Origin of the sequence: Streptomyces fumanus (assembly GCF_014655295.1) — a bacterium.
Lineage (GTDB): Bacteria > Actinomycetota > Actinomycetes > Streptomycetales > Streptomycetaceae > Streptomyces > Streptomyces fumanus.
In genome coordinates, this window is sequence record NZ_BNBI01000020.1 from 68,725 (window position 1) to 82,161 (window position 13,437).

A 13,437-nucleotide genomic window follows, 5' to 3' on the forward strand; every position below is an offset into this window, starting at 1 on the left:
GCAACGGAGCGTTCCGGACGGGCGGGTGCCGCGTCGGGGCGTTCCCGCCGGGGCAGGTGCCGCGTCGGGGCGTTCCCGCCGGGGCGGGTGCCGCGTCGGGGCCCGCCCCGGACCGGCGGGAGAGCGGGGGGCGTTTCCCGGTGGGACCGGCGGCGCGTCTCCCGGTGCCCTCGGTCACGGCGGCACCGGCGCCGGGCGGCCGATCGCCCGGCGCCGCGAGGCCGGCCCCGCTAGTGTGCCGCCGACTCCCAGTCCCGTCCCGCGCCGACCGAGACGCCGAGCGGGACGCGGAGGCTCACCGCGGCGGCCATCTCGCGGCGGACCAGTTCCTCCGCGCGGTCGCGTTCGCCGGGGGCGATCTCCAGGACGATCTCGTCGTGGACCTGGAGGAGCATCCGGGACTTGAGGTCCGCCTCGCGCAGGGCCCGGTCCACGTTGAGCATGGCGATCTTGACGATGTCCGCCGCCGTGCCCTGGATGGGGGCGTTGAGCGCCATGCGCTCGGCGGCCTCGCGGCGCTGGCGGTTGTCGCTGTTGAGGTCGGGCAGATAGCGGCGGCGGCCGAACAGGGTCGCCGTGTATCCGGTCGCCCGTGCCTCGTCGACGACCCGGCGCAGATAGTCGCGTACGCCGCCGAACCGCTCGAAGTACGCCTCCATCAGGCCGCGCGCCTCGGCCGCCTCGATGTTCAACTGCTGGGAGAGGCCGAAGGCCGACAGCCCGTACGCCAGGCCGTACGACATGGCCTTGATCTTGCGGCGCATCTCCGCGTCGACCGCGCCGGGCTCGACGGAGAAGACTTGCGCGGCGGCGGTGGTGTGCAGGTCCTCGCCGGAGGTGAACGCCTCGATCAGGCCCGCGTCCTCCGACAAGTGGGCCATCACGCGCAGCTCGATCTGGCTGTAGTCGGCGGTCATCAGCGACTCGTAGCCCTTGCCGACCACGAAGCCCCGGCGGATGGCCCGGCCCTCGTCGGTGCGGACCGGGATGTTCTGCAGGTTGGGGTCGGTGGAGGACAGGCGGCCGGTCGCGGCGACCGTCTGGTTGAACGTGGTGTGGATACGGCCGTCCGCGGCGATCGTCTTGATCAGGCCCTCGACGGTCACGCGGAGCTTGGCCTGCTCGCGGTGCCGGAGCATGATCACCGGCAGTTCGTTCTCCGTCTGGCCGGCCAGCCAGGCCAGGGCGTCGGCGTCGGTGGTGTAGCCGGTCTTGGTCTTCTTGGTCTTGGGCAGGTTCAGCTCGCCGAAGAGGACCTCCTGGAGCTGCTTGGGCGAGCCCAGGTTGAACTCGTGCCCCGCCGCCGCGTGGGCCTCCTTCACCGCCTGCTGCACCGCCCCGGCGAACATCTGCTCCATGGCCTGGAGGTGCTCGCGGTCGGCCGCGATGCCGTGCCGCTCCATCCGGGCCAGCAGCGCGGAGGTGGGCAGCTCCATGTCGCGCAGCAGGTCCGCGGCGCCGACCTCCTGGAGCCGGGTCTCGAACGCCTCGCCCAGGTCGAGGATGGCGCGGGCCTGCACCATCAGCGCCTCGGCCTCGGCACCGTCGTCCGCGCCGAACGCCAACTGGCCGTCGGCCGCGGCGGCCGGGGCCAGCTCGCGGTGCAGGTACTCCAGGGACAGCGCGTCCAGGTCGAAGGAGCGGCGGCCCGGCTTGACCAGGTACGCGGCGAGCGCGGTGTCCATGGTGACGCCGGCCACCCGCCAGCCGTGCTCGGCGAAGACCCGCATCGCGCCCTTGGCGTTGTGGAAGACCTTGGGCCGGTCGGGGTCGGCGAGCCAGGCCACCCAGGCCGCCTCGTCGGCCTCGTCGGACTGGGACGGGTCGAACCAGGCGGCGGGCCCGCCGGCGGCGGCGAGCGCGACCTCGGCGACCGAGCCGGTGCCCAGCGCCCAGGTGTCGACGGTGGCCACGCCGAGCGGCCCGGTGCCGTGCTCGGCGAGCCAGGGGGCCAGCTCGCCGGTGCCGAGCACGGTGCCGTCCAGTTCGACGCCGTCGGCGACGACCGGGGTGGCCTCGGCCTCCTGCGCGCCGGGGTCGACGGCGTACAGGCGCTCGCGCAGCGAGGGGTTGCGGATCTCCAGGGTGTCCAGGATCATCGCGACGCCCTTGCGGTCGTACGCGGTCCGCTCCAGGTCGGTGACGCGGCTGGGCAGCTCGACCCGGCGCTCCAGCTCGGTGAGGCGGCGGTTGAGCTTGACGGACTCCAGGTGCTCGCGGAGGTTCTGCCCGGCCTTGCCCTTGACCTCGTCGGCGCGCTCGACCAGCTCCGCGAAGGACCCGAACTGGTTGATCCACTTCGCGGCGGTCTTCTCGCCGACGCCGGGGATGCCCGGCAGGTTGTCCGACGGGTCGCCGCGCAGCGCCGCGAAGTCGGGGTACTGGGCGGGCGTCAGGCCGTACTTCTCGAAGACCTTCTCCGGGGTGAAGCGGGTCAGCTCGGAGACGCCCTTGGTCGGGTACAGCACGGTGGTGTGCTCGCTGACCAGTTGGAAGGAGTCCCGGTCGCCGGTGACGATCAGCACGTCGAAGCCCTCGGCCTCGGCCTCGGTGGCGAGGGTGGCGATCACGTCGTCCGCCTCGAAGCCCGCCACGGCGAAGCGCGGCACGCGCATGGCGTCGAGCAGCTCGCCGATCAGCTCGACCTGGCCCTTGAACTCGTCGGGGGTCTTGGAGCGGTTCGCCTTGTACTCGGTGAACTCCTCGCTGCGCCAGGTCTTGCGGGAGACGTCGAAGGCCACCGCGAAGTGCGTGGGCTCCTCGTCACGCAGCGTGTTGGCCAGCATCGAGGCGAAGCCGTAGATCGCGTTGGTCGGCTGGCCGGTCGCGGTGGTGAAGTTCTCCGCGGGCAGCGCGAAGAACGCGCGGTACGCCAGTGAGTGCCCGTCCATGAGCATCAGGCGCGGGCGGCTGCCGCCGGTGGGGGTGTCGGTCGTCTTCGATGCTGTTTCTGCCACGTCTCCGATCCTGCCACGTGCCACTGACAGTCGGGTCCGCGCTCGCCGTGGCGGGGGGGGGGGCGGCGTCGTGCGGGTGCGGGTGCGTCGTGGCTGGTCGCGCAGTTCCCCGCGCCCCCCCAGGGCGCGCTCCGCGACCGCCCAGCCGGCCGGGCCGGCGGTGGCGCGGGCGGGCAGCGGGTCCGCGCTCGCCGTGACGGGGGTGCGGCGTCGTGCGAGTGCGGGTGCGTCGTGGCCGGTCGCGCAGTTCCCCGCGCCCCTCAGGGGCGTGTTCCGCGACCGGCCGGGCCGGCGGTGGCGCGGGCGGGCAGCGGGTCCGCGCTCGCCGTGGCGGAGGTGCGGCGTCGTGCGAGTGCGGGTGCGTCGTGGCCGGTCGCGCAGTTCCCCGCGCCCCTCAGGGGCGCGTTGTCCGTGACGCGTGCGAGGATCGGAGACGTACCTCACACGTACGCGAAGGAGAGTGCGCGATGGCCGCGAAGCCGCCCCAGAGCGATCCGGTCCAGGACGCGCCGCGGGTCACCGAGCCGCAGCACGCGGCGGCGGGCGTCCCGGCCATCGGCCACACCCTGCGGATCGCGCGGCGGCAGATGGGCGTGAAACGGACCGCGCTGACCCTGCTGAGCGTCAACCAGAAGGACGGCTTCGACTGCCCCGGCTGCGCCTGGCCGGAGCCGGAGCACCGGCACACCGCGGAGTTCTGCGAGAACGGGGCCAAGGCGGTCGCCGAGGAGGCCACCCTGCGCCGGGTCACCCCCGAGTTCTTCGCCGCGCACCCGGTCGCCGACCTGGCCGGCCGCAGCGGCTACTGGCTCGGCCAGCAGGGCCGGCTCACCCACCCCGTGTACCTGCCGGAGGGCGGCACCCACTACGAGCCGGTCACCTGGGAGCGCGCCTTCGACATCGTCGCGGAGGAGCTCGCCGCCCTGGACTCCCCCGACCAGGCGGTCTTCTACACCTCGGGACGCACCAGCAACGAGGCGGCGTTCCTGTACCAGTTGTTCGCCCGCGAGCTGGGCACCAACAACCTGCCGGACTGCTCCAACATGTGCCACGAGTCGTCCGGCTCGGCGCTGTCGGAGACGATCGGCGTCGGCAAGGGCAGCGTCCTGCTGGAGGACCTGCACAAGGCCGACCTGATCATCGTCGCCGGGCAGAACCCGGGCACCAACCACCCGCGGATGCTCTCCGCCCTGGAGCGGGCCAAGGCCGGCGGCGCGCAGATCATCAGCGTCAATCCGCTGCCCGAGGCCGGTCTGGAGCGCTTCAAGAACCCGCAGACCCCCAAGGGGCTCACCGCGGGCACCGCCCTGACCGACCTGTTCCTGCAGATCCGCATCGGCGGCGACCAGGCCCTGTTCCGGCTGCTGAACAAGCTGATCCTGGACACGGACGGCGCGGTCGACGAGGCGTTCGTCCGCGAGCACACCCACGGCTTCGCGGAGTTCGCCGAGGCCGCCCGGGCCGCCGACTGGGAGGAGACGCTCGCCGCGACCGGCCTCACCCGCGCGGAGATCGAGCGCGCCCTGGAGATGGTCCTCGCCTCCCGGCGCACCATCGTGTGCTGGGCGATGGGCCTGACCCAGCACAAGCACTCCGTGCCCACCATCCGCGAGGTCGTCAACTTCCTGCTGCTGCGCGGCAACATCGGCCGCGAGGGCGCCGGCGTCTGCCCGGTGCGCGGCCACTCCAACGTCCAGGGCGACCGCACGATGGGCATCTTCGAGCGCCCCGCGCCCGCCTTCCTGGACGCCCTGGAGCGGGAGTTCGGCTTCGCCCCGCCGCGCGAGCACGGCTACGACGTCGTCCGGGCCATCCGCGCGCTGCGCGACGGCGAGGCCAAGGTGTTCTTCGCCATGGGCGGCAACTTCGTCTCCGCCTCCCCCGACACCGACGTCACCGAGGCCGCCATGCGGCGCGCCCGGCTCACGGTCCACGTGTCGACGAAGCTGAACCGCTCGCACGTGGTCACGGGCGCGCGGGCGCTGATCCTGCCCACCCTCGGCCGCACCGAACGCGACGTCCAGGCGAGCGGCGAGCAGTTCGTCACCGTGGAGGACTCCATGGGCATGGTGCACGCCTCGCGCGGCCGCCTGGAGCCCGCGAGCCCGCACCTGCTGTCGGAGCCGGCCATCGTCTGCCGGCTGGCCCGCCGCGTCCTGGGCGGGCGCAGCGCGACGCCCTGGGAGGAGTTCGAGCAGGACTACGCGGCCGTCCGCGACCGCATCGCGCGCGTGATCCCCGGCTTCCAGGACTTCAACGCGCGCGTGGCCCGCCCCGGCGGCTTCGCCCTCCCGCACGCCCCGCGCGACGAGCGGCGCTTCCCGACCGCCACCGGCAAGGCCAACTTCACCGCCGCGCCGGTGGAGTACCCCGAGCTGCCCGAGGGCCGGCTGCTGCTCCAGACGCTGCGCTCGCACGACCAGTACAACACCACCATCTACGGCCTGGACGACCGCTACCGGGGGATCAGGAACGGCCGCCGGGTGGTCCTGGTGAACCCCGAGGACGCGGCGCGGCTCGGGGTCGCCGACGGCACGTACGTCGACCTGGTCGGCGAGTGGCGGGACGGGGTGGAGCGGCGGGCGCCCGGCTTCCGGGTGGTGCACTACCCGACCGCCCGGGGATGCGCGGCGGCGTACTACCCGGAGACCAACGTCCTGGTGCCGCTGGACGCCACCGCGGACACCAGCAACACCCCGGCCAGCAAGTCCGTGGTGGTCCGTCTGGAACAATCGGCGACCGACTGAGCGTTTGCTCAGTGCGTACAGTGCCGTGCCGACCAGAACGAACGGAGCCGGGCCCATGGGCGAGCAGCATCAGGTGCAGTTCCCGCAGGACGTCGTCGACGAGTACGCCGCGCTCGGCGTCGACCTGCCCGCCCTGTTCTCCGCGGGACACCTCGGCACCCGGATGGGCGTCCAGATCCTGGAGGCGTCGGCGGACCGCGTGGTCGGCACCATGCCGGTGGAGGGCAACACCCAGCCGTACGGGCTGCTGCACGGCGGCGCCTCGGCCGTGCTGGCCGAGACCCTCGGATCGGTCGGCTCGATGCTGCACGGCGGCAGCTCGAAGATCGCCGTCGGGGTCGACCTGAACTGCACGCATCACCGCGGGGTCCGCTCCGGCCTGGTGACCGGGGTGGCCACGCCGGTGCACCGGGGCCGGACCACGGCGACGTACGAGATCGTGATCACCGACGAGCAGGACCGGCGGGTGTGCACGGCCCGGCTGACCTGTCTGCTGCGGGACGCGGACCTGGCCGCGGCGGCCCAGGGCGGCACGGCCGGCTGACCGCGGTCCGGGGCCACGGACCGGTGCCGCGCGCATTGCTCCCCGCCCCCCGACGCCCTAGCGTCGGGGCATGGGACGGGGAGCGGCCCCCTGGCCGGGGGCGGGGGTGCTGGTGGCCGGGCTGACGCTGGCGGTCTGCGCGGCGGCCACGGGCTGCGGCGCCCCGGCACCGGACGGCGGTCCCGCACCGACGCCCACCCCCTCCACCACGGCCGTACGGCCCGAGCGGCTCTGCGAGCGCGCCGTCGCCTACTGGGCGCGGCGGTTGCTGGACGGCGACTCCTACGGGGACTACCAGTCGATGGGGCTCTCCAACCGCCAGTACGACATCCTGCGCGCGGTCCTCGAAGAGGCCCGGCAGGTGAAGGCCCGTCAAGGGCCGGGGCCCGCGCGGGAGTTGATCGACCGACGAGTGCACGCCGGATGCGCCCGCGCCTACCGGGACGGCGGTCCGACCGCGGGGCCCTGGGGATGAGCGGCACCGGCCCCGTCGAGGCGGGCGAGGGCACCCTCGCCCACGGCCCGCCGCCTGCGCCGCCCGGCCCCCCGGGGCGCCTCGCCCGCCGCCGCCGTACCGTCCTCGCCACCGCCGCGGCCCTCGCCGTCCTGGCCGGCGTCGGCTACCTGTACGCCGGCCGGCCCGAGTCCCGGCCCGACACCCCGCCGCCGTACCCCTCCCAGGCGGTCGACCTCGTCTACCTGGACCCGGTGGCCACCCCCCGCACCGCCACCGCCGGCCCGGGGTTCAGCTTCGCGGTGGCGCTCAGCGTGCGCTCCGGCCCGCCCGTCACCGTGACCCGTCTCGGCCAGCCCTACGCCGGCCTCTCCGTGGCCTCGTCCCCGGCGGCACCTTTCCAGACAAAACCGCATTCCGTCCGCCGGATCACCGTCACGCTGCGGGTGACGGAATGCGATAAAGCGCCCCGGAATCCCGGACTCCCTTTCCTCGACGTAACACTGCGTAATACGCGCGCAATACAAGTCCACAGCTTCATCCTGGGTCCGCGGTATGCGCAGCACCTCTCCGAAGCCCTTCAGGTCGCCTGCGGCAACAGAATCCGGTAATCACCAAAAAGCCCTGACACACCTGAACACTGCCGCCCGGTCCTGCGAGTTCTCAGCATGCGGACCGGGCGAATCGGCCGGAATTCTGCCCTTCTTCCCCGCCAGTACCGCTCTGCATTACCCCGTGTCATAACAAGAGCGTCACAGCCTTTGTCAGACCCTCCTCCGCGTTCCCCGCACCCGCTTAGAGTCACGGCCAGTCACCGCGCCGTCCGATTGCCACGTCGGCCCAGCGTTCGACTCGGCCGTCTCCACGGGGACGCGGCCGCGCCAGGGAAAGGACTGATCGTGCGTCAACGTTCGCTCATCGCCATCACCGCCGCTCTGGCGGCGGGAGCGCTCACCCTCACCGCCTGCGGTTCGCGCGACGACGACGGCGGCTCGGACTCCGGCAGCGGCGACGGCACCACCGTCGTCATCGGCGTCGACGCCCCGCTGACCGGCGACCTGACCGCACTGGGCCTCGGCATCAAGAACTCGGCCGACCTCGCCGCCAAGACCGCCAACAAGCAGAAGTACGTCGACGGCGTCACCTTCAAGATCGAAGCCCTCGACGACCAGGGCCAGCCCTCCGTCGGCCAGCAGAACGCCGCCAAGCTCGTCGCCGACAAGTCCGTCCTCGGCGTCGTCGGCCCGCTCAACTCCAGCGTCGGCGAGTCGATGCAGAAGGTCTTCGACAGCGCCCGGCTCGTCGAGGTCTCCCCGGCCAACACCGGCCCCTCCCTCACCCAGGGCCCGGACTGGCGCACCAAGAAGGTCCGCCCGTACAAGTCCTACTTCCGCACCGCCACCACCGACGCCATCCAGGGCCCGTTCGCCGCCCAGTACGTCTACAACGACGCCAAGAAGAAGAAGGTCTTCGTCATCGACGACAAGAAGACCTACGGCGCGGGCCTGGCCGGCACCTTCACCGAGGAATTCAAGAAGCTCGGCGGCAAGGTCGTCGGCACCGAGCACATCAACCCCGACACCAAGGACTTCTCCTCGGTCGCCACCAAGGTCAAGAACTCCGGCGCCGACGTCGTCTACTACGGCGGCGAGTACCCGCAGGCCGGCCCGCTCAGCAAGCAGATCAAGGAAGCCGGAGCGAAGATCCCGCTCGTCGGCGGCGACGGCATCAAGGACGACACCTTCATCAAGCTCGCCGGCGCCGGCAGCGACGGCGACCTCGCCACCTCCGTCGGCGCGCCCGTCGAAGAACTCGACTCCGCCAAGAAGTTCGTCGCCGACTACAAGGCCGCCGGCTACAAGGAGGACTACGCGGCCTACGGCGGCTACTCCTACGACTCCGCCTGGGCCATCATCGAGGCCGTCAAGAAGGTCGTCGACGACAACGGCGGAAAGCTCCCCGACGACGCCCGCGCCAAGGTCACCGAGGCCATGCAGAACGTCTCCTTCGACGGAGTGACCGGCAAGGTCTCCTTCGACGAGTTCGGTGACGCCACCAACAAGCAGCTCACCGTGTACGCCGTCGAGAACGGGGCCTTCAAGGCCGTCAAGTCCGGCACCTACACCGGCTGACCCAGCCCGCACCACAGCCCACCAAACCGCGCGGGGCGCTGTTCACAGGCGCCCCGCGCGGACTCGCATCCGGCCACATCCGTCGAACGCCCGAAAGTCACGGAGGACATGCGGTGAACGAACTGCCGCAGCAGTTGGTCAACGGCCTGCTACTGGGATCCATGTACGGGCTGATCGCCATCGGCTACACAATGGTCTACGGCATCGTCCAGCTCATCAACTTCGCCCACGGCGAGATCTTCATGACCGGCGCCTTCGGCGCACTCACGGTCTACGTCTACATCCTGCCCGACGGCACCTCCATGTGGATCGCCCTGCCGCTGATGCTGATCGGCGCCATGATCGTCGCCGTCACCGTCGCCGTCGGAGCGGAACGGTTCGCCTACCGTCCACTGCGCGGCGCCCCCCGCCTCGCCCCCCTCATCACCGCCATCGGCCTCTCCCTCGCCCTCCAGCAGGCGGTCTGGGCCTGGTACCCCGACGCGAAATCCGCGCGGACCTTCCCCCAGATCGACGGCGGCCCCTTCCACCTCGGCGACGTCACCATCCAGACCGGCGACATCTTCCTCCTCATCGCCGCCCCGGTCAGCATGGCCTTCCTCGCCTACTTCGTGATGCGCACCCGCACCGGACGCGGCATGCAGGCCACCGCCCAGGACCCGGACACCGCCCGCCTGATGGGCGTCAACACCGACCGCATCATCGTCATCGCCTTCGCCCTCGGCGCCCTCTTCGCCGCCGTCGGAGCCGTCGCCAACGGCCTCAAATACGGCCAGATCGACTTCCGGATGGGCTTCATCCTCGGCCTCAAGGCGTTCACCGCCGCCGTCCTCGGCGGCATCGGCAACATCTACGGCGCCATGATCGGCGGCGTCGTCCTCGGCGTCGCCGAGACCCTCGCCGCCGCCTACATCGCCGACGTCCCCGGCCTGGACCAGTTCGGCAGCCAGTCCTGGGCCGACGTCTGGGCCTTCATCCTCCTCATCCTCGTACTGCTGCTCAGGCCCCAGGGCCTGCTCGGCGAACGCGTTGCGGACAGGGCGTGACACCGATGACCACACAGACCACCACCCCGAAGACCCCCAGCCCCGCCACCCCCGGCGGCGCCACCGGCCTCATCGGCATACCCCCGCACCTCGGCCGCGCCCTCGCCACCGGCGGCGGCGCCCTCACCGTCGTCTCCACCTTCCTCGCCTGGACCTGGACCTCCGCCTTCCCCGGCGACCTCACCGTCTACGGCTACCCCGGCGGCCTCCAGGTCCTCGCCCTCATCGGCGGCGCCCTCACCGCCCTCCTCGGCCTCGCCTCCTACGGCGTCAAGGGCCTGCGCTGGCTCGCCCCCGCCGGCGCCGACCCGGCCGTCAAGTTCGCCGCCCTCGCCACCCTCGCCACCACCTGGTACACGGTCATCGCGATCAGCGCCCAGCTCGGCGGCGTCGTCAACCTCGAACCCGGCGGCTACCTCGCCGCCGCCGCCACCCTCATCGCCTTCCTCGGCGCCCTCGCCCTGCCCTTCCGCCACCCCGACCCCGACCCCTTCGACCCCGACAGCACCTCCTGGGAACGGTTCCGGCACACCACCGCCCAGCGCTGGGGGACCGTCCGGGCCGCCTTCGCCCCCGGCACCCCCCGCCCCGCCCCCACCCTGCCCTCCTGGGCCGAGATCCTCGTCATCGTCGCCGTCCTCGGCGTCGCCCTGACCGTCTTCACCTACGGCATCGGCACCGAGTACGACGAACTCTTCGTCGGCTTCCTCATCACCGCCGGCCTCGGCTTCGCCGCCCTGCACCGCTCCGGACTGATCGCCCAGGTCACCGAGATCACCGCCCGGCACCAGAACATCACCATCTGCGGCGCCTTCGTCGCCGCCGCCTGCTTCCCCTTCACCCAGACCGACGACCAGTACGCCACCCTCGGCGTCTACATCCTCATCTTCGCCACCGTCGCCCTCGGCCTGAACATCGTCGTCGGCCTCGCCGGCCTCCTCGACCTCGGATACGTCGCCTTCCTCGGCGTCGGCGCCTACGCCGCCTCCCTGGTCTCCGGCTCCCAGAGCTCCCCCTTCGACGTGCACTTCCCCTTCTGGGCCGCCGTCCTCGTCGGCGCCGCCGCCTCCCTCGTCTTCGGCGTCCTCATCGGCGCCCCCACCCTCCGGCTGCGCGGCGACTACCTCGCCATCGTCACCCTCGGCTTCGGCGAGATCTTCCGCATCACCGCCAACAACCTCGACGGCACCTCCGGACCCGACGTCACCAACGGCTCCAACGGCATCGCCGGCATCCCCGACCTGGACATCCTCGGCTTCGACTTCGGCACCCACCACGACGTCGCCGGCGTCACCATCGGCCGCTTCGCCAACTACTTCTTCCTGATGCTGCTCATCACCGCCGTCGTCGTCCTCGTCTTCCGGCGCAGCGGCGACTCCCGCATCGGCCGCGCCTGGGTCGCCATCCGCGAGGACGAGACCGCCGCCCTCGCCATGGGCATCAACGGCTTCCGCGTCAAACTCATCGCCTTCGCCGTCGGCGCCTCCCTGGCCGGCCTCGCCGGCACCGTCCAGGCCCACGTCACCTACACCGTCACCCCCGAGCAGTACCTCTTCGCCGGCACCACCCCGCCCAACTCCGCCTTCCTCCTCGCCGCCGTCGTCCTCGGCGGCATGGGCACCATCGGCGGACCCCTCATCGGCGCCGCACTGCTCTTCCTCATCCCCAACAAACTCCAGTTCCTCGGCGACTACCAGCTCTTCGCCTTCGGACTCGCCCTCGTGCTGCTGATGCGCTTCCGCCCCGAGGGCCTCGTCCCCAACCGCCGCCGCCAGCTCGAATTCCACGAAGAGGCCGACGCGCCCGCAGTCCTCGGCAAGACAGGGGCCTGACCACCATGACCACCGACACCACCACCCAGGGCAACGCCCCCGGCGCCACCACCCCCGGCCGGACCGTCCTCGACGCCCGCGGCGTCACCATGCGCTTCGGCGGCCTCACCGCCGTCCGCGGCGTCGACCTCACCGTCAACAGCGGCGAGATCGTCGGACTCATCGGCCCCAACGGCGCCGGCAAGACCACCTTCTTCAACTGCCTCACCGGCCTCTACACCCCCACCGAGGGCGAGGTCCGCTACCAGGGCCAGCTCCTGCCGCCCAAATCCTTCAAGGTCACCGCCGCCGGCATCGCCCGCACCTTCCAGAACATCCGCCTCTTCGCCAACATGACCGTCCTGGAGAACGTCCTCGTCGGCCGCCACACCCGCACCAAAGAAGGCTTCTGGTCCGCCGTCCTGCGCGGCCCCGGCTTCCACCGCGCCGAGAAAGCCTCCCGCGCCCGCGCCATGGAACTCCTCGACTTCGTCGGCCTCGCCGCCAAGGCCGACCACCTCGCGCGCAACCTCCCCTACGGCGAACAGCGCAAACTCGAGATCGCCCGCGCCCTCGCCAGCGAACCCGGCCTGCTCCTCCTCGACGAGCCCACCGCCGGCATGAACCCCCAGGAGACCCGCGCCACCGAAGAACTCGTCTTCGCCATCCGCGACCAGGGCATCGCCGTCCTCGTCATCGAGCACGACATGCGGTTCATCTTCAACCTCTGCGACCGCGTCGCCGTCCTCGTCCAGGGCGAGAAACTCGTCGAAGGCGACAGCGCCACCGTCCAGGGCGACGACCGCGTCGTCGCCGCCTACCTCGGCGAACCCCTGGACAACGACCCCGGCGCCGCCGAAGCCGCCGAAGTGGAAGCCGCCGAAGCCCACGCCGGGACCCACGCCGGCACCCCGGCCGACCCCGGCACACCGGCGGACCCCGACCCCGCGGCCGGACAGCAGAACAAGGAGACCGACCGATGACCGCGCTGCTCGAGGTCGAGGACCTCCGCGTCGCCTACGGCAAGATCGAAGCCGTCAAGGGCATCTCGTTCACCGTCGACGCCGGCGAGGTCGTCACCCTCATCGGCACCAACGGCGCCGGCAAGACCACCACCCTGCGCACCCTGTCCGGCCTGCTCAGGCCCGTCGGCGGACAGATACGCTTCGACGGCCGGTCACTGAAGAAGGTCCCCGCCCACCAGATCGTCTCCCTCGGCCTCGCCCACTCCCCCGAGGGCCGGCACATCTTCCCCCGCATGACCATCGAGGACAACCTCCGCCTCGGCGCCTTCCTCCGCAACGACAAGGCCGGCATCGAGCAGGACATCCAGCGCGCCTACGACCTCTTCCCCATCCTCGGGGAACGCCGCAAGCAGGCCGCCGGCACCCTCTCCGGCGGCGAGCAGCAGATGCTCGCCATGGGCAGGGCCCTGATGTCCCGCCCCAAACTGCTCATGCTCGACGAACCCTCCATGGGCCTCTCCCCGATCATGATGCAGAAGATCATGTCGACCATCGCGGAACTGAAGTCCCAGGGCACGACCATCCTCCTGGTCGAGCAGAACGCCCAGGCCGCGCTCTCCCTGGCCGACCACGGCCACGTCATGGAGGTCGGCAACATCGTCCTGTCCGGCTCCGGGCAGGACCTCCTCCACGACGAGTCGGTCCGCAAGGCGTACCTCGGCGAGGACTGAACCCGCACGGCAGCGGCCCGCGCCCTCCCGCCGCGGCGGGGGGACGCGGG

The 13,437-nt window shown here is 71.8% G+C and carries 10 protein-coding genes; 9 read left to right on the forward strand and 1 reads right to left on the reverse strand.

Annotated features, from left to right (window positions below):
• Positions 1–230: 230 nt before the first annotated feature.
• Complete coding sequence (gene polA, locus IE316_RS32585) at positions 231–2,957, reverse strand: DNA polymerase I (protein WP_190208155.1); 2,727 nt, start codon at positions 2,955–2,957, stop codon at positions 231–233.
• Between the two features lie 467 nt (positions 2,958–3,424).
• Here polA and IE316_RS32590 point away from each other — a divergent pair, with 467 nt between their 5' ends.
• The 9 genes from IE316_RS32590 (at position 3,425) to IE316_RS32630 (ending at position 13,387) form a co-directional block, all read left to right on the forward strand.
• Entirely contained in the window at positions 3,425–5,704 is a 2,280-nt protein-coding gene (locus IE316_RS32590; protein WP_190208156.1) for an FdhF/YdeP family oxidoreductase, read from the forward strand.
• Between the two features lie 55 nt (positions 5,705–5,759).
• A complete protein-coding gene (locus IE316_RS32595; protein WP_190208157.1) occupies positions 5,760–6,248 on the forward strand; it encodes a hotdog fold thioesterase in 489 nt (162 codons plus the stop codon).
• Positions 6,249–6,318: 70 nt separating this feature from the next.
• Positions 6,319–6,723: a hypothetical protein gene (locus tag IE316_RS32600; protein WP_229910646.1), complete on the forward strand. Its 405-nt coding sequence runs from the start codon at positions 6,319–6,321 to the stop codon at positions 6,721–6,723.
• Positions 6,720–7,313 carry a Tat pathway signal sequence domain protein gene (locus IE316_RS32605; protein ID WP_190208158.1) on the forward strand — a complete coding sequence of 198 codons (594 nt, stop codon included), beginning with the start codon at positions 6,720–6,722 and terminating at the stop codon, positions 7,311–7,313. Before IE316_RS32600 ends, IE316_RS32605 begins: the two co-directional genes overlap by 4 nt.
• 288 nt (positions 7,314–7,601) lie before the next feature.
• Positions 7,602–8,834: a branched-chain amino acid ABC transporter substrate-binding protein gene (locus IE316_RS32610; RefSeq protein ID WP_190208159.1), complete on the forward strand. Its 1,233-nt coding sequence runs from the start codon at positions 7,602–7,604 to the stop codon at positions 8,832–8,834.
• 113 nt (positions 8,835–8,947) lie between these two features.
• A complete protein-coding gene (locus tag IE316_RS32615) occupies positions 8,948–9,880 on the forward strand; it encodes a branched-chain amino acid ABC transporter permease (protein WP_190208160.1) in 933 nt (310 codons plus the stop codon).
• A gap of 5 nt (positions 9,881–9,885) precedes the next feature.
• Complete coding sequence (locus IE316_RS32620) at positions 9,886–11,712, forward strand: branched-chain amino acid ABC transporter permease (protein ID WP_190208161.1); 1,827 nt, start codon at positions 9,886–9,888, stop codon at positions 11,710–11,712.
• A gap of 5 nt (positions 11,713–11,717) precedes the next feature.
• A complete protein-coding gene (locus tag IE316_RS32625) occupies positions 11,718–12,674 on the forward strand; it encodes an ABC transporter ATP-binding protein (protein ID WP_190208162.1) in 957 nt (318 codons plus the stop codon).
• Entirely contained in the window at positions 12,671–13,387 is a 717-nt protein-coding gene (locus IE316_RS32630) for an ABC transporter ATP-binding protein (RefSeq protein WP_190208163.1), read from the forward strand. The genes IE316_RS32625 and IE316_RS32630 overlap by 4 nt, the downstream gene beginning before the upstream one ends.
• Positions 13,388–13,437 lie beyond the last annotated feature (50 nt).